The organism is Archangium minus (assembly GCF_044360475.1).
Classification (GTDB): Bacteria; Myxococcota; Myxococcia; order Myxococcales; family Myxococcaceae; genus Archangium; species Archangium minus.
Genome location: NZ_CP043494.1, coordinates 10,091,117 through 10,110,661, shown reverse-complemented (window position 1 = coordinate 10,110,661; position 19,545 = coordinate 10,091,117). Strand labels below are relative to the sequence as shown.

At 67.8% G+C, this 19,545-nt stretch carries 14 protein-coding genes; 9 read left to right on the top strand and 5 right to left on the bottom strand.

Features of this window, described 5'->3' with window-relative positions; translation table 11 throughout:
* Window positions 1-15: 15 nt before the first annotated feature.
* The 6 genes from F0U60_RS41305 (at window position 16) to F0U60_RS41280 (ending at window position 9,306) form a co-directional block, all read left to right on the top strand.
* Window positions 16-1,026, top strand: coding sequence for a hypothetical protein (locus F0U60_RS41305; protein ID WP_395808210.1), 1,011 nt, complete (start codon window positions 16-18; stop codon window positions 1,024-1,026).
* Between the two features lie 162 nt (window positions 1,027-1,188).
* A complete protein-coding gene (locus F0U60_RS41300) occupies window positions 1,189-5,295 on the top strand; it encodes an annexin (protein ID WP_395808208.1) in 4,107 nt (1,368 codons plus the stop codon).
* Window positions 5,292-6,251 carry a hypothetical protein gene (locus tag F0U60_RS41295; RefSeq protein WP_395808206.1) on the top strand — a complete coding sequence of 320 codons (960 nt, stop codon included), beginning with the start codon at window positions 5,292-5,294 and terminating at the stop codon, window positions 6,249-6,251. Before F0U60_RS41300 ends, F0U60_RS41295 begins: the two co-directional genes overlap by 4 nt.
* 183 nt (window positions 6,252-6,434) lie before the next feature.
* A complete protein-coding gene (locus F0U60_RS41290; RefSeq protein WP_395808204.1) occupies window positions 6,435-8,267 on the top strand; it encodes an ATP-binding protein in 1,833 nt (610 codons plus the stop codon).
* A gap of 311 nt (window positions 8,268-8,578) precedes the next feature.
* Window positions 8,579-8,863 carry a hypothetical protein gene (locus tag F0U60_RS41285; RefSeq protein ID WP_395808202.1) on the top strand — a complete coding sequence of 95 codons (285 nt, stop codon included), beginning with the start codon at window positions 8,579-8,581 and terminating at the stop codon, window positions 8,861-8,863.
* Window positions 8,864-8,952: 89 nt separating this feature from the next.
* On the top strand, window positions 8,953-9,306 hold the full coding sequence (locus F0U60_RS41280; RefSeq protein ID WP_395808200.1) for a hypothetical protein: 354 nt from the start codon (window positions 8,953-8,955) through the stop codon (window positions 9,304-9,306).
* Between the two features lie 51 nt (window positions 9,307-9,357).
* Here the strand turns inward: F0U60_RS41280 and F0U60_RS41275 are convergent, their stop codons facing one another.
* Window positions 9,358-10,917 (bottom strand): ELWxxDGT repeat protein, encoded by a 1,560-nt coding sequence (locus F0U60_RS41275; RefSeq protein WP_395808198.1) that lies wholly within the window; start codon window positions 10,915-10,917, stop codon window positions 9,358-9,360.
* Window positions 10,918-11,038: 121 nt separating this feature from the next.
* Window positions 11,039-11,980, bottom strand: a complete 942-nt coding sequence (locus tag F0U60_RS41270; RefSeq protein ID WP_395808196.1) for a class I SAM-dependent methyltransferase — start codon at window positions 11,978-11,980, stop codon at window positions 11,039-11,041.
* Between the two features lie 106 nt (window positions 11,981-12,086).
* Here F0U60_RS41270 and F0U60_RS41265 point away from each other — a divergent pair, with 106 nt between their 5' ends.
* On the top strand, window positions 12,087-12,563 hold the full coding sequence (locus F0U60_RS41265) for a hypothetical protein (RefSeq protein ID WP_395808194.1): 477 nt from the start codon (window positions 12,087-12,089) through the stop codon (window positions 12,561-12,563).
* 18 nt (window positions 12,564-12,581) lie between these two features.
* Here F0U60_RS41265 and F0U60_RS41260 read toward each other — a convergent pair whose 3' ends face one another.
* The gene (locus F0U60_RS41260; RefSeq protein ID WP_395808192.1) at window positions 12,582-13,046 is read right to left on the bottom strand and encodes a hypothetical protein; all 465 of its coding nucleotides are present in this window, start codon (window positions 13,044-13,046) and stop codon (window positions 12,582-12,584) included.
* Between the two features lie 39 nt (window positions 13,047-13,085).
* Window positions 13,086-14,021: a hypothetical protein gene (locus F0U60_RS41255; protein ID WP_395808190.1), complete on the bottom strand. Its 936-nt coding sequence runs from the start codon at window positions 14,019-14,021 to the stop codon at window positions 13,086-13,088.
* Between the two features lie 194 nt (window positions 14,022-14,215).
* Between F0U60_RS41255 and coaA the strand changes: the two genes are divergently transcribed.
* Window positions 14,216-15,169, top strand: a complete 954-nt coding sequence (gene coaA / locus F0U60_RS41250; RefSeq protein ID WP_395808188.1) for a type I pantothenate kinase — start codon at window positions 14,216-14,218, stop codon at window positions 15,167-15,169.
* A gap of 2 nt (window positions 15,170-15,171) precedes the next feature.
* On the opposite strand, the gene F0U60_RS41245 is transcribed toward coaA, so the two are convergent.
* The gene (locus tag F0U60_RS41245; protein ID WP_395808186.1) at window positions 15,172-16,923 is read right to left on the bottom strand and encodes an amidohydrolase family protein; all 1,752 of its coding nucleotides are present in this window, start codon (window positions 16,921-16,923) and stop codon (window positions 15,172-15,174) included.
* A gap of 163 nt (window positions 16,924-17,086) precedes the next feature.
* Between F0U60_RS41245 and F0U60_RS41240 the strand changes: the two genes are divergently transcribed.
* Complete coding sequence (locus F0U60_RS41240) at window positions 17,087-19,543, top strand: PAS domain S-box protein (RefSeq protein ID WP_395808184.1); 2,457 nt, start codon at window positions 17,087-17,089, stop codon at window positions 19,541-19,543.
* The last annotated feature ends 2 nt before the right edge of the window (window positions 19,544-19,545 follow it).

The window sequence follows — 19,545 nt, the reverse complement described above, 5'->3', positions numbered from 1 at the left end:
GGAAGGCCCGGGAAGGTGTCAACCGAGCTGATGGCCGCGGGCGCCCGCGTGACGGATGCGGCGCTATCCGTCGGCTATGCCGCGCCCAGCGCCTTTTTGGTCGCCTTCCGCCGGGCCATGGGGACGAGTCCCGTCGTGCTCACCCGGGCCTGGGACCGTAGAGTCTGTCTGGATGCGAGTGGGAAGGGCGGGCTAGGCTTTCGCGTCATGAGTCTCGTCACGAAGGGTCGCGAGCCGCGGCGGCAGTTGGTCCTCCGACCCCAGCTCGGGTCGAAGCAGATTGTCACCGCCACCCACTCCTCCTCCGTCACCGTGGAGACGGCGGGCAGGTCTCATCCCGCTCCGCCAGTCCCCGCCACGCGGATGACTTTCATCATCCAGGTGCAGTCCCTCTCGTTGGAGGGCGATGCGCGGTATGACTTCACGCTCGACGCGGTGGACCTGCTCGTCCAACCGGGCACCGCCGAGCGGCACGTGGATGAAGTCCGCCAGAGCCTCGCCTTCCTGCCAGGGCTCACCGGAAAGGGGACGGCGGGTCGTCACGGCAACACGCTGGAGCTGAACCTTCCTCCCCAGCTGTCGCCCGAGCGCCGCAAGGAGCTGCTTGGGATCGCCAAGGCGCTCCAGTTCGTGGGCAACCCCTTCCCGCAGGAAGCCATTGGCCTGGGCGCCCGCTGGGAGCAGCCCCTCTATGGCTCCGGCCCTGTCGCGGCCCATGGCACCGCCAGCTTCGAGCTGACCTCCATGGACGGCGTCCGCGTGGGCACCCGGTTCCTCATCCAACAGACCTCCAAGAGCCAACCGGTACCCCCCGAATATCAAACGCGGCCGGATGCCTCGGAGCAGATGACTGTTCGCTCTCAAACACAAGGGGAGACGTTCTTCCGGTTGGATCGCCTCTGGCCCGCGAGCACGCAGATGGAGATGCGCGTCCAGGCGGACCTGAGCGCCGAAAAGGAGGACCCGCCACGGCGGCTCCGCATCATCACGGATGTCAAAATCCGCCTTGAGGAGAAAACCGTCTGAGGAGACGCGCCTCATCGGCAGGGGGGCGTCCCCTGTTGGCGCGGTGAGACAACTTGGGCCAGGTATTCTCCGATAACCTCGGGGAGAGATGTCCGAGGCCACCCATGAGGGTCGCCTTGAAGGTAGATGTCCGCCGTGGCGGACCGACGGGGAGCTGTAGGCATGCGAGTCAACGACGGGGGAGCTACTCGGACCACGGGCACGGACGGAGCGGGGGGTTCTGGTAAGAACTCCGCGGCGGAGGCCGCCGAGCGTGCCGCGCGCGAGGCGAAGCGTGCCGCGGAGGCGGCCGCGAGGGCCGCGGCGGAGGCTTCCCGGGCCCGTGCGGAAGCGGCGGCACGACAGGCGCAAGAGGCGCTCAAGCAGGCGCAGGCCGCGCTCGCGGAGGCTCAGAAGAAGGGCGCTCCCAAGGCGGAGCTGACCCGCGCCCAGCAAGCGGTGGCCCAGGCGAGCACGTCTGCCCAGCAGGCGGCGGCGTCGGCCCGCAGCGCGGCGCAGCGGGAGGCTGGGACCAGCTCCTTCGTCCCCTCGAATGCCCCCTCGAAGCCCGCCACGACAGCCACCACCACCCCGGCGGCGCCCGCGCAGCAACCCTCGGGCCCTCCGGGCGTCACCCCGGGCTACACGAAGGAGCAGGCCTCGAAGGATGCCACCGAGCTGTACAAGGCCACCCAGGGCGGCCTTACGGGGTGGGGCACGGACGAGGACGCCATCTTCAAGACGCTGGACAAGAAGTCCCCCGCCGACGTCGCGCTCATCCGCCAGGCCTTCAAGGAGCACTACAACCTGGACCTGGACGCCACCCTCCGCGACGAGCTGAGCGGTGATGACCTCACCCGCGCCAAGAGCCTCCTGGCTGGCAACAAGGGGAACGCGGGCGCCACGGCCATCCAGCAGGAGATGGGCTTGGGCACGGACGAGGAAGCCATCCTCGACACGCTGCGGAAGGCCACCCCGGCCGAGCGTCAGTCCATCGCCCGCTCCTTCCAGCAGATGTATGGGAAGGACCATCCGGACATCAAGGCTGCCACGCCGGAGGAGTTTCTCCAGAAGGCGCTGGATTCAGAGCTGGATGGGCCGCAGAGAGCCCAGCTCAGGGATTTGCTCGCCACCACCCAGGCCAGGTCGCCCGAGGAGGTGTCGAAGCTGGAGGCCGGGGCCGCGCGCTCGAAGGTGCATGACGCCCTCCAGGGCTTCTGGGGCGCGGACAGCGGCAAGGTCTTTGACACCATCAAGGACCTGCCCCCCGAGCAGAAGAAGGTGCTCCTCCAGGACACCGCGCTCCAGTCGGAGTTGCGCGACAAGCTGTCGAAGGAGGATTACACCCGAGCCAGGGGGATGCTGGAGGGCAACACCGCCGCCGCGAGCGCCGCGCAGATCAACAGCGCGACCCAGGGGTGGCTCGGCTCGGACGAGGGGGCCATCCTCGACGTGCTGAAGAACACCAAGCCGGAGGACCTGCCCGCGCTCAAGGCGGAGTTCCAGAAGCAGACCGGTCGCTCGTTGGAAGCCGAGGTGAAGAGCTGGGGTGGGGCGGACTCCGAGGTCGGTCTGCGCTACCTCAATCCCCCCGCCGCGAATGACAAGGCGGGGCAGGCGAAGGCCGCTGCCGAGCAGCTTCACCGGGCCCTGGACGGCATGGGCACCGACGAGGCCGCGCTGCGCGAGGTCCTGGGCAACAAGTCCAAGGCGGAAATCAATGACATCTCCGCGGCCTACCGCGAGCTCTACAAGAAGGACCTGCGCCAGGATCTAACGTCGGAGCTGGGCGGTCGAGACAAGTTCGAGATTGTCGACCAGATGTTCGACCTGGGCGCCATCGACCCGAACTCACCGATCGCGGCGCGGCAGCAGGCCGAGCGCCTGCGGGCCCAGCAGAAGTTCGAGCAGAGCGAGGGCCTGGGCTTCATCGACACCGTCCAGAGCTGGACGAAGGGCGAGTCGGACTCGGCGCGGCTGGAGCGCAACCTGGATGCCGCCGAGGCGGCGATCTCCTCCGGTGACACCGAGGCGGCGCAGCGGCGCCTGGGTTACTCCACCGACGACGTGAAGACCCTCCAGGAGACGAAGGACAGCACCGCGGACATGGCGGCCACCGCGGCCGTGGCGGTGGTGACGACGGCGGCGGTGGTGGCCACCGGTGGCGCGGCCACGCCGCTGGCCCTCGCGGGCTACGCGGCTCTGGGGGCGGGGACGAGGCTGGCGACCCAGTCGTACTTCAAGGGTGATGCGCTGGGGCTGGATGGCGCGGCCCAGCAGGCGTTGGTGGGCGCTGTGGAAGGTGGCACTGCCGTCATCCCGCTGCCCAAGGGGCTCAGCGGCGCGGGCAGGACGGTGGCGACGGAGTCCGCCGAGCAGGTTGCCAAGCAGACGGTGGGGCAGCGGCTGCGCAACACCGCCATCCAGGGCGCCTGGGAGGGAGGCATTGGCGGTGCCGCGGGCGGCGCCACGGACCAGGCGCTGCAGAGCGAGACGTGGGAGAACGGCCTGATGTCGGGCCTCGCCCAGGTGAGCAAGCGCGCGGTGGTGGATGGCGCGGTGGGCACCGTGTTCGGCGCCGGTGGCGGCGTGGCCATGGACGGCGTCATGGCGGGGGCGCAGCGGCTGACGCGCCCACGGGAAGTGCCGGTGTCCGTCAACCCGAAGCTGGAAGGGCGCACGGTGCATGTGCGCTATGGCGACGGGCGGGTGCGAATCGAGGCGGGACCGAAGGCGACGGACGCCGACATTGCCGCGCACATGGAGACGGCGCGGACACTGCAGAAGTACGAGGGCCCGCTGGGCCAGGTGCGCAAGCTCCGGGACGGCGTTCGCCAGGAGCTCACCAGCAGGCCTGGTTACGGCACCCAGGGCTTCGAGTCACAGCTCGAGGTGAAGAAGCTCACCACCCTCATCAAGGACCTGGAGGGCATCCAGCAGCGCATCGACTCCCGTCTGAAGCAGTTCGATGGCACCGGCCAGGTGCCGACCGCCGCGCAGCGCGAGGCCATTGAGCGGGAGATCGCCAACCTCCGCTCCCAGCTCGACGTGCACGCCAAGCAGGTGGACTCGCTCGCCGTGGCGCGCGGCTACGTGGCGGCGGAGGACGAGCGCGCAGGTGTCGCGGCTGCACGTCGGTTCGGCTACCCGTTGACCAAGGAGGAGGGGCTCCCCGAGGGCTACCACTGGCAGCCGAACCGCGATGATCCCGACGCGCCGCCGTACCTCCAGAAGAACCGGGGGGTCGACGGCGATACGCTGACCTACAAGCCGAGCGGCGACGAGCTCAATCCAGACCCGGCCAAGCGCAAGTTCGGCACCTTCGAGGTCTCTGACGGCAGCTCCCAGCCCAAGAAGATTCCAGACGGCTTCACCCGCGAGCAGGCGTTCGTGGAACTGGGGGGCAATGATCCGACGAAGGCCTTCGGGAAGTGGATGGAGGTGATGAAGACGGAGGGCATCATCAAGAACGATGCCGAATTCATCGCCAAGATGAAGCAGAACCCCGGGGGGAGCGACGCGGACTACGTGCGCCACGAGGCCAAGCGGGCCTTCGCCGACAAGATCGCCCATCACCTGACGGATGAGACCCGGCTGCGGGGGACGCAGGCCTACAAGGACGCACTCAAGCTCAAGAACGCGGAGGGGAAGCCACTGACGGACCGAGAAGCACTCGCCGCGGCCAGCCACAGCGAGATGTTGCGAATCACCAGTCAGCTGCCGAGCGCCGACAAGGGCGGTATCGCCAACCGCTGGTACGAAGCGCAGTACGGCGCGAGCCGTCCGCTCCAGCGCGAGGTCACCGTGGGGATGACCCAGGCGAACGAGGTGGGTGGCTTGAACCTCCGGAAGAATCGCCACCTCGACGTCGTCGAGAACGTCGATGGTGGCGTGCGCGTCCGGGAGCTGAAGAACGTCTCCACCGCGTTTGGTCAGGGGGAGATGGAGCAGATCGAAGACAATGTGAGTCTGCTCGGGTCTCGCGGGTTGCTGAAGGGATATGACAATCAAGAAGTGAAGGAAGTGGTTGTCACCTTCCTGGACCCCAAGGGGGCCGCTGCCAACGTCGGTTTCCTGGACGGTTTGTTCAAGGGAGCCAGCGACGGATTCAAGCTGGAGGTCTACAAGCCGGATGGGACCTCTGTGTTGATTGACGCGGATACCTGGAATAGAACCATCTTCAAGGAGGGGGGCGACCCGAAGGCCGAGCTCCTCATGGACTATCTCAGCAAGACGCCAGCGGAGCACCAGGCGCTTCGTAACGCGATGCTGGAGGAGGGTGGCGGGTGAAGGACATGGAGCTGAAGATGGGCCTGTCGGGCCCTGACCTTCCTGCTTTGGTGCGAGCGGTTGCCGGGCGCCTCTTTCCGAAGACGACCCCCAACCGCGTGTATGCCGACTTCAAGGCGCAGACGCCGGGGCCGGACTGGCTGGAAGCCCATCTGGTGAACAGCAAGCGTCGGGCCTATGCGGAGTGGCAGGACTCCGCTTGGAAGCTGCTCGTGGTCCACGCGCCGGTGGTGATGGCGGAGGGCCACTTCCCGAAGGACCCGCATCGGGTCGTGTCGGAGCTGGCGCCGCTCCCGTTCGCGTTGGGCTCGTTCGGCAGTCTGTTCCTCAGCTGGAAGGCAGGCACCCCGAGCTACTCCGGCCCCATCTTGGACGCGCTGCACTACCCCCATGGCTGGGCCTGTGCGTTTCGTGGGGCGGGGCACTCGCGGCTGGTGTCGCGCAGGTGGCTGGAGTTCGGCCCCTGGCGGCTGCTGCGCGGCGCCGATGACCTGTCGCTGGTGCAGTTCCATGACTTGGAAGTGGACGCGGCCACCGCGCAGGCCCAGGCAGCGCCAGGTCATGCGCGGCTGGGTCCTTCCGCGGAGGGAGGCTTCATCCGCGTGGGCCACCGCCGCACGCATGAGCTGAACGGCCTCTACGATCCAAAGGACAAGATTCTCCGAATCATCGTCCACGGCCGCGACGTCTCGCAGGAGGAGATGTTGGACGCTTGCGCGCTCCGGCTCGAGGGCATGGTGGAGAAGGGGCAGCCGCTGGCGCGCGTGGCCTACATCTTCATGGAGCCCCAGAAGGCGCGCGAGCACTTGCACGAGCTCTGGCTACGCGAACTGGAGTGCTGGACCATCGAGCTGGGCAAGGAAGTCCGGCTGGACACGGACTACCGCCCGAAGCCGTCGCCGCCCGACTGGGTGAAGGCGCTGGAAGCGCGTGAGGCCGCCGCGTCGAAGCGCTAGCACCCAACGCCAGATGGGGCCGTCGGGGGAGTAGAATCCGCAGCCCCGTGTTGTTGATGGCGCTGAAGCCGGAGTTGGGCTCTTCTTCTCGTGCTGAGACGCGGAGAGGAGCCCGGGCGCTCCTCTCTCCCTCTGCTCGCAATCCCTCTCACGCTGGTGCTGTTCCTGCCTTCAGGAGGGGTCGTGGCCGAGTCACACTCAGAGGAGCAGGCACACGGCGGCTCGGGGCCGTCTTTGGGGCAGGACACCGGTGTTGGTGCGCAGGAGGCGCTGCGAGACATTCAGCAGGCCCTCCGTCGCCAACGCAGGCTGGATGCCTTGCGCCGCACTGCCCTCCTGGACACACCCTCCGAGGAGGCGTTTGATCGGCTGGCTCGGCTCGCTACCCGGGTGGTGAACGCACCCGTGGGGCTTGTCACCTTGGTGGACCGAGACCGTCAGTTCTTCAAGAGCTGCGTGGGCCTACCCCCTCCCTGGTGCGATGTCCGCCAGACACCCCTGGCGTACTCCTTCTGCATGCACGTGGTGGCCACCGGAGAGCCACTCGTCATTGAGGACGCGCGCCTGCATCCCGTGCTGCGCGACAACCTGGCCATTGATCAGCTCGGGGTGGTGGCCTACGCGGGGGTGCCCCTGACTGCGTCTGAGGGGGAGACCCTCGGCACCTTCTGCGTCATCGATACACAGCCTCGTGTTTGGACGGATGAGGAGCTGTACATCCTCGGGGAGCTAGCGGCCTCGGTGATGACGGAGATTGAGCTGCGCGCGAGCCGAGCACTGGAGGCCCAGGCCCGGTCGGCCGAAGCGGCCCGTGCCGAGGCGGAGGCCGCGCGCCAGCGCTTCGCCCTGCTGGCCGAGTTGAGTGCGCTGCTGGCCGAGGGCTTCGACATCCGCGCCATGCTCGCCCGGGCCGCGCGTCGGGTGGTCCCCCTCGTGGCGGAGGGGCTCATGGTGGAGCTGCTCGAACACGACGGCCGGTTGCGGCGGGTGGCGGTGGTCCACCAGGAGCCCTCCGAGGAGGAGCGGCTGCGCGCTCTTCCCGAGTCCCTCTCCTTGCTCGAGTCCGAGCCAAGGGCCACGCCGTCGGTGGCTGGACACATCCGCCTCTCAGGGCCCGAGGGCTCCTTTCTTCGGTTGCCGCTGACGAGCCACGGCCGGGTGCTCGGGGTCGTGACCTTTCTCCGTCTGCCACAGCGCCACCCGGGAGAGATTGATTCGTCCCTGGCGGAGGATGTGGCGCGTCGCATGGCGATGGCGGTTGAGAATGCTCGGCTGTACGAGGAAGCGCACGAGGCCATCCTGTTGAGAGATCGGTTCCTCTCCATTGCCTCGCATGAGTTGCGCACGCCGTTGACGGCGCTACGGCTGCAGGCGCAGAGCGTGCTGCGCGGTACGAGTCCGTCCGCGCGGCAGTCCGCACAGGCGGACGTCACGGGGAAGGTGCAGGGCATTTGCCGGCAGGTGGAGCGGCTCGGGCATCTGGTGGACGAATTGCTAGACATCTCCCGCCTGTCGGAGGGGCACCTGTCCTTCCAGCTCGAGGACGTGGACCTGGCCGAGGTGCTGCGCGACGTGGCCTCGCGCTTCCAAGAGGAGCTGGTGCGCTCTGGCAACCGTCTGGTGAAGGTTGGGTTGGACGCACCCGTGGTGGGCCGGTGGAACCGGCTGCGTCTGGAGCAGGTGGTCGTCAACCTGCTGACCAATGCCATCAAGTACGGGCAGGGTCGGCCCATCACGTTGCGGCTCGAGGTGGATGAGGAGCACGCGTGGATCACCGTGCGCGACGAAGGAATTGGCATCGCGCCGCGGGACCAGGAGCGCATCTTTGAGCGCTTCGAGCGCGCCGTGTCCGAGCAGCACTACGGTGGTTTCGGCCTGGGGCTGTGGATCGTCCGGGAGATCGTCCACAGGCTGGGCGGCTCCATCTCCGTGACGAGCAGGCAAGGGGCTGGCTCGGCTTTCACGGTGGAGTTGCCTCGCCACCCAATGCCGGACCCCGTCCCGCTGCTGCACTGAGCGGCGCTCCGTTTCGTGGGGGCGACGCCCATCCCGCCTGCGAGATGGACGGCGGAACGCATCGCCGGATGTGACACTCGGAACGTTTTGTTCGCTGGAGCTGGCAGGGCGCCTGCACATGGGACGCCGCCATGACTCCACGAACTCCCTTCATGACGTGCCTGTGTGTTGTGTCCTTTCTCCTGCTCTCCGTCCCAGGTTGTGGCTCTGCTGGTGAGCGGTTCCTCGGTCGTTATGCGGTGACAGGGACTGCCCACTACAGCATCCAGGAGCTCGGCAACCGCTCCTCCCAGGTGTCAGAGACTTTTCGCGTGTCGGAGGGGACGACGTCGGAGCTCGTCCTCACTGATTCGGCGGGGAAGTGCTTTTTGCTCGCGGAGGTGGAGGGGGAGGTCGCGAGCCTCGAACAGGGGGCCTCCTGCAGTTGGAGCGACGACGGCGTCTCTTTCACTCTGACCCTCACGAGCGGGACGTTCTCTCTCTCCGGCGAGAGCGGTCGGTTCGACATGGCCGGCACCGTGACGGCCACGACGCGAGGGAAGATGTACCCGGGCTCCTTCTTTCAGAACGCCACACTCACTCGGCTCGGGGAGTAGGTGCTGCGCCCGAGCAGGACGCTTGCTCCATGCCCACATTCCCGGGGCCATTCGTGGCCCGTGACCATTCGGAATGGAGGAGATGCGGTATGGAGAACTTGACGCTTGGCTATGGATCGCTGCTGACGACACTCGGAGTGGGTGGGTTCCTCGCGACGGGGGCTCAACACAAGACGGCCCTCATCCCCGCGGGCTTCGGGACTGCGGCGCTCGGTTTGGGGCTGCTGGCGCGCCGCAGATCCTCCCAGCGTGGGTTGCTGGGGGGCTCGGCGCTCGTTGGGCTGCTTGGTTTCCTGGGGGCTGCCCGAGGCCTCCGCAAGCTGCCTGCCCTGCTGCGTGGGGAGAAAGTCGAGCGGCCCATCGCGATCGTATCCCAGTCCGTCATGGCGGGACTGTCCGCGGCGTACGCGTCGCTCTGCCTGCGCAGCCTGCTCGCGAAGTAGAACCGGGAGGCCCGCGAGTGGCTCGCGGGCCTCGTTCGGTTCCACCCTCCGTCAGGGCTGGACCGACGTGTCCGCTCCGTCCAGCGCGTTCACCAGAGGGAGCAGCCACAGCTCGTTGCCGTGGACTGCGTCGTTGGCGACGAAGAAGACCTTCGAGCCCACGCGGGTGAAGTCCCGAGGGAATGAGGAGGCGGTGCCCGGTGCGATGTCCTTCAACAGCCGCGTGCCGTTCTCCGTCCCGTCGCTCACCCAGGGCTCCAGGCCGTTCACGTCATCGCGGCCACTGAAGAGGACGCGGTCGTCCAGGGTGTACAGCGTGGACCCGAACTCGTCGGACAGGCTCAACGGGTGGTGCAGCATCTTCGTGCCGGTGTTCGTCCCATCGCTCACCCAGAGCTGGGTATCGAGCGGAGCCGGGCCCATGCCTTGGAGGGTGAGTGCGAGGAAGAGCTTCCCGTTGGCCACGGTGGAGTTGGTGATGGTGAGGGACGTGTCTGGATCAATGGAGGAGTTGGGCAGCGGGGCGACGAACTTCACTTGAACGCCCGCGGTGTCGTTCTTCAACTTGTACAGGCGCATCGAGCGGTTGGCCGTATCCATCGTGGTGAGGTACAGGCCTCCGCCGATGGGCGCGAGGAGCTGTGGGAAGCTGCTGTCTGGGCCCGGTATCAGGTCCGCGACGAGCGTCGTGCCCGCTTCGGTGCCATCCGTCCTCCACAGCTCGGTCCCATGCGAGGCCTCCGCCGCGGTGAAGAAGACGTGCTGGCCCACGGCTCGCAAGGAGAACGGATTGGAGCTATCGGGGCCCGGGACGATGTCCTTGACGAGCCTTGTACCGGCTTCGGTGCCATCGCTCTTCCACAGCTCGCTCCCGTGCGCCGCATCCGACAAGGCGAAGAAGAGCGTGTTGCCCACGATGGCCTGCGAGAAGATCAAGGACGCGTCGGGCCCCAAGTCCTTCACCCGCACCGTACCGGCGTCGGTGCCGTCGCTTCGCCACAGCTCATTGCGTGCGGGGGTGGTGGTGGTGGCGGAGACATAGCGGAAGAAGAGCAGGGTGCTCCCCACCGCCTTGAGGTTGTACGCCCCCGAGTCCGCCTGCCCCGGCGCGATGTCCTTCACCAGCCGGGTGCCCCCGGTGGTTCCATCGCTGACCCACAGCTCGCTGCCGTGCGTCTCGTCATTCACCACGAAGAAGAGCCGCGTGCCCATGGGCGTCAGCTGCGTCAATGAGCTGGAGAAGATGGGCCCCGAGAGAGGTGGGAACTGCTTGAGCGGCCCTGTTCCCGCCGGGGTGCCGTCGCTCGTCCACAGCTCTCTGCGACCATCCTCGAAGTTGGCCGCGAAGAAGAGCTTCCCGCGGAACTCCACCAGGTTCTCCGGATAGGGTCCGTACCACGCGGGTCCCGAGAGCGGAGGGAAGATGTCCTTCACAAGCCGTGCCGTCCCCAGCTCCGGGCGAGTCCCCTGTGCGGCCGTTTCTTCGTTCCCTTCCTCGGCTGGTGAGCGAGCCTGCGGCCGTTCACCCTCTTGAATTGCTTCCTCGGGGAGCGGCCCGCCGCATCCCACGGAGAGCGAGCAGAGCAGGACAACGTGACGCCACGAACCCATCCCCTACCTCCATGCATTGGGTGATACCGGAGGGTGGGGCGACCAGGGCGGTTCGTCCAGTGCCCCCCTGGAATGGGAATGCCCTTATTTGCTGTTCCGCATGCCCCGTGTGCGAAGCGATTCACTCCCTGTCGGCAACGACCGGGAACTCGTACCTGGCTACTGGCACCTCGGGCATCCCAGCAGGCTCGACATACCGGCGGTGCAAGTCCACACGCTCAGGTGTGACATCCATTCGGAAGCCATGTCGCGCGAGGAAGGGGCGCAGCTCCCTTTCAGGGATGTGCCAGAGGAACGGCTCGCCCGCGAGCCTCAGCCCCTCCTCGACCATCCACCGGGTCGCCTTTCCCAACCGGAGTCTGCCCTGCTCGTCGTTCTGGATGCAGGTGAAGAGCAGCAGGCTCCCGGGTCCGGTGCATCGATGCACCGCCTGGAGGAACGCCGAGACACTCTTCTCCTCCAGATACATCAGCAAGGCCTCGGCGATGACGACGCTCGGGAGCTCCGCGCGCCACACCGGCAGCCCGGAGAGCGCCTCTTCCAGGGTCGTGCGCGCCAGGTCCACTCCCAGCAGGTGCAGGTTGGAGGGGCGCGGTCCCGTGGCGTCCAAGGCCTCGCGCTTGAGCGCCTGGGTGGCCGGGTGGTCTACCTCGACGAAGGTGATCTCCGGGTGCTCGGGAGCCAGCCGCCAGCACAGCATGTCGAGCCCCGCTCCGACGACCAGCACCTGCCGCGAGCCCCGGGCCAGTGCGGCGCGGGTCTCGTCGTCCATGAAGCGCTTGCGCAAGCCGATCTCCAGGGCCTGGCCAGGGATGGTCCGCCGCTCGATGGCGGTGATGAGGCGGCTGTACCAGGGGCTCTCGTAGACCCGGAGCATCCAGGGCTTCAGCTCGCCGACCTGGAGCAGAATCCGCTCCATGGAGCTCAGGATGTTCTGGGGTACCAGGGGCCCCAGTCGGGGCTGCCGAGAGAGCCAGACAATCATCCGGCCCACCTTCACCGCGGTCCGGCTGGCGTGATGGGTTCGCATGGGCTTGGAGGTAATCACAGGCTTCCGTGACATGTACGTCATACCTGGGCACGGCTCTCCGCTGGGGTCTCCGAGGGAACACTGCTTCGGCATGGAGTTTGCGATCGCCTGGAAGCGCTTTCCGCTGGGAGGAACACCCATGACGAAGCCCCCCCGTCGTCTGCTGCTCTCCCTGATGGCGCTGTCGTGTCTCTCCGCCTGCGATGCCTCCTTCACCGTGCCGGTGGAGGTGACCTTCTCCGAGCGCTTCCAGGCGGAATGGGAGCCAGGCTTCCCGGCGGAGGTGGGTATCCGCTACACGACCCGGGCAGGCCTCCCGTCCTACACGCGGGGCAGCCGGCTGGGCTACTTCTGCGAGGCCTCCTCCGCACCGGTGAAGTTCCTGACCACTCTGGACGAGATGGGCTGTGTGCCGGAGGACCTGGAGGTGACGGTGTGGATTGCCCCGGCCCCCGAGCTCGCGCGGAGCCGGTGCGCGGAGCCGGGCGGCGCCAGGGTGCGCCAGGAGGGCACTCCCTCGGAGCCGGAGACCCTGCCTGAGCAGGGGGTGGTCAAGACCCTCAAGGTGAAGGCCCGGAGCTGTTCGAATGGAGAGACGGCGTTCCTCGACTTCTGAGGCACGCGCTTGTGGCCCTCAGCGCGTGGGCATCAGCGTCGAGAGCGTGCGCTCCACCCGGGCCGAGCCGGGCCCGTAGTCACGCTCCGGCGCGGAGTAGAGGACGAGCACGAACCGGTCCTTGAGGGGGAGGAAGTACACGAGTGTCCGGGACGCGCCTTGCTGGAACTCGTAGCGCGCCACCGGGCCCGCGGGGAGCGTCCCCTGGGTGGCGTTCAGCTGCTTGCCGGGCACGGGGATTCCCGCGGCGCCCAGCACGTCCGCAGAGGGCGAGTCGAGCCTGGGGACGCCCTGCCCAGAGACGGAGCGCAGCTCCAGGCCTCCCTCGAAGCGAGCCACGGCCGGTGGACCCGGCTCCTCGGTGCGCAGGGCCATGCCCGAGGGGGGCTCGTACTGGAGCCCGAGCGCGTTGGACTCCAGCTTGCGCGAGCAGGCCAGGGCACAGCACAGCAGCAGCCACGGGAGGAGCGCGGAGCGGTTCACGCACGTGACTGTGCCACAGCCGAGGCTCGGGAGCCCGGCTCAGAAGAGGCAGAGGCCGCAGTCCAGGGCGCAGGAGCGGGTGGTGATTCCGAGGCCGCAGGACTCGGTGAACTGGCAGGTGCCGTCACCGCACCGATAGATGTCCTGGGGATGGAGGCGGGTGGTGAGGGCGGCGTAGGTGATGCCGTTGTGCGTGCAGTGCGTGTAGTACGTGTTCGTGGGGTCGGGCGTGCAGTTCGCGGCACAGCTTCCAACCTGGGTGATGGGCTCGCACACCTTGCCCTTGCTCTGCCCGAGCGCGCAGACCCGTACGCTGCTCTCGTTCCAGGCCAGCGGCCTGGCGTCATGGCCGGAGAAGACGCCCTCTTGGGTGAAGAGGTTGCCGAAGAAGCACCCCTCCCGCTGCCCGAACTCCTGCAGTTCCGTGGGGGGCGTGGGGATGGGCTGACCGTCCGCCTTCTTTCCCTGGAGGGAGATGGCCACCTTCCGCCCGTACTTGTTGACGTGGGCGGCCAGACACGCGGAGATGAGCTGCTGCTCGAGCACCGTCGCGGGCATGCCGCTGGCCCAGTTCGGTGTCAGTCCTAGCGCACCCTTCCATATATAGGTGCTGCCGTTGTCGCCCTGATAGGTGCGCGTCTCTCCAGCGGGCACGGCACAGGCGGTGATGTACTTCATGACCATGGCGGCCTGTGAGGGGGCCTGCTCGAACCAGGACGAGAAGGCCGGGCTGTTCAGCCCATTGAAGGCGAGGCCATTGAACGCCAGCCCGTTGAAGGCAAGGCCGTTGAACGCCAGCCCGTTGAGCGTCTCTCCGTTGGTGGATTCGAGCTCCTGGGCCTGGGTGGCGGGCTCCTGGAGCTCGAGGGCTCCGTCCACGGGACCACAGGCCGTGTTCGCCAGCAGCAGTGCCACCAGCGGGGTGCCGACTCCGAGGCCTCGAAGGACACGGTGGCTCTTCGGGATCATCGTCATGTCCATTCATTTCCCCCCACTGCCATGGGCCTAAAGCACGTTTATAGAGAAAATGCCGCTGATTGTGCAATCCTGGAAAGGCCCCGTACTGCTTGTTTCGTCCGAACGTCACTCGGAGGATGTTTGGGGCGTGGAGTGGCGAACGGTTCACGAGGATTCCGTTTGCCGGCGGACGCTTGGGTAGGATGGCCCCCATGTCCGTACCCAAGCACCAGTCCGCGTCCATGTTCGTCGACTTCGAGCGTGAGACGTGGAGGGCCCTGCGCGCCGCGACCCCGCTCCCCCTCACCGCGGAGGAGGTGGAGGGGCTGCGCGGGCTCGGGGAGCACCTGGACCTCGAGGAGGTGGCGGACGTCTACCTGCCGCTCTCCCGGCTGCTCAACCTGCACGTGGCGGCGACGCAGAGCCTCTGGGCGGCGCAGCAGGCGTTCCTCGGAGGCATCACCCAGAAGGTGCCGTTCATCATCGGCATCGCGGGCAGCGTCGCGGTGGGCAAGAGCACCACGGCGCGCATCCTCCAGGCGCTGCTCTCAAGGTGGCCGGATCACCCACACGTGGAGCTTGTCACCACGGACGGGTTCCTCTTCCCCAACCGCGTGCTCACCGAGCGCAACATCATGCACCGCAAGGGCTTTCCGGAGAGCTACGACCGGCGCGCCCTGGTGCGCTTCCTCGCCGAGCTCAAGGCCGGACGCGCCGAGGTGACCGCGCCCGTCTACTCGCACCTCGTCTACGACATCGTCCCCGACCAGGTGGTGACGATCCGCCGGCCGGACATCCTCATCCTGGAGGGGCTCAACGTCCTTCAGACGGGTCCAGTGGAAGGCGGGAAGATGCCGCACATCTTCCTCTCGGACTTCTTCGACTTCTCCATCTACGTGGACGCGCACGAGCAGGACATCCGCCGCTGGTACGTGGACCGCTTCCTGCGCCTGCGGCAGACGGCGTTCCGCGACGAGCGCTCCTTCTTCCGGCGCTTCGCCGAGCTCACCGAGGAGCAGGCCATCGCCCGCGCCGAGTCCGTGTGGGGGGAGATCAACGGGCCGAACCTGGCGCAGAACATCGCGCCCACGCGCTCGCGGGCACGGCTCATCCTCGTGAAGGGGTCCGATCACAAGGTGCGCCGCGTCCGCATGCGCAAGCTCTGACTTCACACGCGCAGCACGCGTCCGAAGCCGCGCTCCCGACCGAGCTCAGGCTGGAGCGCGCCGCCGTGCACCGCGAGCCGGCCATTGATGAGCACCGTCTCCACGGCGCCACCATTCTGGTTCACCAGCCGTGCGAAGCCGTCGAAGCCCTCCATCGTGGATTCCTGGGGCACGTCCAGCCCGGCGCCGAGCCGCTCGGGAGCCATCACCACCACGTCGGCCCTGCGGCCCGGCGCGAGCGTCCCAGCATCCAGCCCGAGCCAGTCGGCGAGCTCCCCGGTGAGCCGGTGCACCGCGCGCTCCATGGGCATCACCGGCTCGCCGCGCTTCTCCGCCTCGCGCACCAGCCGCAGCATTCGCAGCGGGAAGTTGTAGTGCGCCATGTTGCGCAGGTGTGCCCCCGCGTCCGAGAAGCCGATGAGCACGTCCGGGTGGCTCACGATGGACTCCAGCTCGCGCGGCCGGTCGTTGGCCATCACCGTGTACCAGCGCAGCTCCGGGCCGTAGCGCGCCACCAGGTCCAGGAAGGTGTCCACCACGTCCTGCCCTCGCTCTCGGGCGATGTCCGCGAACGAGCGCCCCATGAGTGACGGGTCCGGCGCCTTGAGTATCTGGGACTGGTTGAAGTCCCGGTGGAACACCTTGGGCAGCAGCCGGCTCTTCCACTGCCGCTTGAACTGAGCCCGGTACTCCGGGTCCTCCAGCAGGCGCCTGCGCTCCGCCGCGTCCTGCAGGTGCAGCGCCGCCGCTCCCGCGCCGAACTCCTCGAAGACCACCAGGTCGATGCCGTCCGACCACAGGTCGAAGATTTCAGGCAGCGCTTGCCAGCGGAAGTCCGCCTTCAAGAGTCGGTTGAAGACGCGGGACAACAGGCCGACCTGCCAGTGAATGCCCCGGTTGGCGCGGCTGTCCATCATGGAGATGACCGTCGTCTTCAACGGCTGGCGCAGCAGCCCCATGCTCTCCCAGAGGAAGAGGAAGACATTCACCTTGGTGGTGATGTTGGGCACCCCTTGGAAGACGCGGCCCTGCTCGCGGAGGATGCGCGTGAAGCGGCGGTACTCGGACCAGCTCGCGAAGGTGGAGGGCAGGGGCTGGCTGCGGATGGCTCGGTTGCCGCCAATCTTGTCCCACTTCAGCGTCATGATGGAGAGGCCGGCGTAGCCCTCGTCGAGCCCCTCGCGCAGCAGGGTCTCCATTCGGGCCAGTTCCTCGGAGGAGGGCTTCACCGTGCGGTCCAGGCTGCGCTCCAGCCCCATCACGTGGGCGCGGAGGGCCGAGTGGCCCACGAAGGAGCCCACGTTGGGGCCCAGCGGCATCCTGTCCAGGTGCGCGAGGTATTCGCCGTGCGTCTCCCAGTCCTTCTTGCGCTCGAGCAGCGAGCGCACGGTGTCATAGGGGATGGCCTCCACCCGGCAGAACTGATCGGCGAGGTCCTCGGGGGTGCCCACCGCGAGGCTGAGCGAGCAGCTCCCCACCATCACCGAGGTGACGCCGTGGCGCACGGATTCGGAGAGCGAGGGCGCCAGCTCCACCTCGGCGTCATAGTGGGTGTGCAGGTCGATGAACCCGGGCATCACCCAGCGGTCCGTGGCGTCGATGACGCGCGTCCCGGGCCCGTGTGGCAGCGGCGACTCGCTGACAGCCGTGACCAATCCATCGCGGATGCCCAGGTGCCGCACGCGGGGCGGACTGCCCCGCCCATCGAAGAAGAGGCCATTGGCGATGATGAGCTCGTACGTCGAAGCAGTCATGAGGCCCTCCAGGTAGGGTGGCAAACGCCGTACCCTAGCCTCCTTCAAGGAGGGAGGGGCTCGTGGCCTCGCTGTGTTGACCAGGGTTGGACCTTGCCACCACGCGGCGGTCCTGGGACGAGGTCCGGGCAGGGTGTGCATTTTTCCAATCAGGAGGGTGCTCATGGGCTCGGAGGACGGCCACGCTCCAGTGGGGGTTGCCCACCTGGAGCAGGCGGCACAGCAGGCCCGGATGTGGCGGTATGGCGTGCTGGCGAGCCTGAGTCAGCTCGCCTTGCAGGGCCTCTCCCTGTCGAGCCTCGTTCGAGAGGCGCTCGCCCAGCTCCTCGAAGTACTGGAGCTGTCCCAAGGGGCGTTGCTGGAGCACCTCGCTGAAGGCCGGTTCCAATGTGCGGCCTGCTTCGGAGCCTCCCTGGAGCCCGGTCAGCTCCTGGAGCCGTCGGAGCTCGGTGGGTGGCAGTCGCTCCTCTCGACGCGCTCCCTCACCGCGGAGGTCTTTGGCGAAGACACGCGGGTTCCTCTCACGCCGCTCGGCACGGGCGCGCGAGGCCTCCTGGTCCGGCTGCCGGATTCCCTGGGGGAGACCGTGGCCGTGCTGGCCCTCGCGGTGTTCCCGGAGCGGCGTTTCGACGTGGACGCCATCTCTTTTCTCCAGGCCGTTGCCCACATCCTCGGAGCGGCCATCACCCGTGAGCGCCAGGAGCGGATGCGACGGGAGGAGGTGGCCCGGCTCGAGGCGCTCCTCGAGGTCTCACCCCTGGTCATCTGCCTGAAGGGGCCGGACGGACGCTATGTCTATGTGAATCGCCGGTTCGCCGCCTACCTGCGCAGGTCCGTGGACGAGGTGCTCGGACACACCGACGAGGAGCTCTTCTCCGCCGACACCGCCCGGAGGCTGCGCGCCCATGATGACGAAGTGCGGTCCTCGGGCGAGGCGCGGGAGTTCGAGGAGGAGCTCGCGCTGCCCGAGGGAGCGCTGTTCTTCCTGGTGCAGCGCTTCCTGCTTCGTGACCCGCAACATGGGCCAGGGGTCCTCGGGCTCATGGCCACCGATATCTCCGGCCTGAAGCACTCCGAGCGGGAGCTGCGGCGCGTCGAGGCGGAGCTGCGCCAGCTGGTGGATGGGCTCCGCGATCAAGGCATCATCATGTTGGACGCGGAGGGCCGGGTGGCGAGCTGGAGCCGCGGCGCGGAGCGGCTCAAGGGCTACCGCGCGGAGGAGATCATCGGCCGCCCGGTGACCTTCATCCACGAGGGCGAGCTCTCTCATCCCGGCCTGGTGCGCGAGATGCTGGATCAGGCCGTGGCGAAGGGTCGCATCGAGGTGGAGAGCTGGTGCATCCGCAAGGACGGCACACGGTTCCTCTCCGAGGATACGGTGTTCCCGCTGTGGTCGCAGGACGGCAAGGTCCGGGGTTTCTCCGCGGTGAGCCGGGACGTCACCGAGCGTCACCTGGCGCGCAAGCGGCTGGAGCGCAGCGAGGCGCGCTACCGTCTGGTGAGCCGCGCCACGCGCGAGTCCATCTGGGATTGGGATCTCCTCCAGAACCGGATGGAGTGGGGCGAGCAGGCGCTGGGGCGGTTGGGGTACGCCGAGGAGGAGGACGCCAGTCATCCGAGCTGGTGGGAGGCGCGCATCTACCCGAGGGACCGGGAGGAGGTGCTGGCGGGGCTGGTGCAGGTCCTCGAGGGAGGAGAGGAGCGCTGGAGCGCCGAGTTCCGCTTCCTGCGAGGCGACGGCAGCTACGCCTGGGTCAGGTTCCAGGGCTACGTGGTGCGCGAGGAGGAGCGGCCGGTGCGGCTCATCGGCGCCATGGCGGACATCACCCGCAGACGGCGCGCCGAGGAGGCGCGGAACCGCCTCTACCAGGAGGCCCAGGAGGCCATCCGCTTGCGCGACGAGTTTCTCTCGGTGGCCTCGCACGAGCTGAAGACGCCCATCACCCCCCTCCAGCTCCACCTGCAGGCGCTGCGTGTGCTGGCCTCGAAGGGGGACGAAGCCTTCAACGTGGAGCGGGCCACGCGCAAGCTCGCGCTCGCCGAGCACCAGGTGCAGCGGTTGGCCCGGCTCGTCGATGACCTGCTCGACATCTCCCGGCTCAACTCCGGGAGGGTGGAGCTCCGCTTCGAGACCGTCGACGTGGCCCGGTTGGTCCGCGAGCTATTGGAGCGGCAGCGGGCCGCCTTGCGGAGCAGTGGCTCCGAGGTGCGGCTCCAGCTCCGGGAGGCGCTCATGGCTCGCGTGGACCCGATGCGGTTGGAGCAGATCTTCACCCACCTGCTCGCCAACGCGGCGAAGTACGGGCGGGGTAAGCCCATCGATGTCACGCTCGAGGGGGATGAGGCCGGGTACTGCATCCGGATCCGCGACCGGGGCATTGGCATCGCACCGGAGGACCAGCAGCGCATCTTCGAGCGCTTTGAGCGGGCTGTTTCCGAGCGTCACTATGGTGGGCTCGGCCTGGGACTGTGGCTCGTCCGGCGAATCACCGAGCACCTCGGGGGCTCCATCAACGTCCGGAGCCAGCCGGGAGAGGGCGCCACCTTCGAGGTGCGCCTGCCGCGCTTCCCGCTCGAGGCGCGCCTCACCGGGGTGCCGGACGCGCCGATGGTGACCTGAGC

Coding starts and splice junctions, on each gene's coding strand:
- F0U60_RS41265 (WP_395808194.1), top strand. CDS start 12,087: ATGACGAAGCCCCCCCGTCGTCTGCTGCTCTCCCTGATGGCGCTGTCG.
- coaA (WP_395808188.1), top strand. CDS start 14,216: ATGTCCGTACCCAAGCACCAGTCCGCGTCCATGTTCGTCGACTTCGAG.
- F0U60_RS41255 (WP_395808190.1), bottom strand. CDS start 14,021: ATGACGATGATCCCGAAGAGCCACCGTGTCCTTCGAGGCCTCGGAGTC.
- F0U60_RS41270 (WP_395808196.1), bottom strand. CDS start 11,980: ATGTCACGGAAGCCTGTGATTACCTCCAAGCCCATGCGAACCCATCAC.
- F0U60_RS41300 (WP_395808208.1), top strand. CDS start 1,189: ATGCGAGTCAACGACGGGGGAGCTACTCGGACCACGGGCACGGACGGA.
- F0U60_RS41280 (WP_395808200.1), top strand. CDS start 8,953: ATGGAGAACTTGACGCTTGGCTATGGATCGCTGCTGACGACACTCGGA.
- F0U60_RS41275 (WP_395808198.1), bottom strand. CDS start 10,917: ATGGGTTCGTGGCGTCACGTTGTCCTGCTCTGCTCGCTCTCCGTGGGA.
- F0U60_RS41240 (WP_395808184.1), top strand. CDS start 17,087: ATGGGCTCGGAGGACGGCCACGCTCCAGTGGGGGTTGCCCACCTGGAG.
- F0U60_RS41245 (WP_395808186.1), bottom strand. CDS start 16,923: ATGACTGCTTCGACGTACGAGCTCATCATCGCCAATGGCCTCTTCTTC.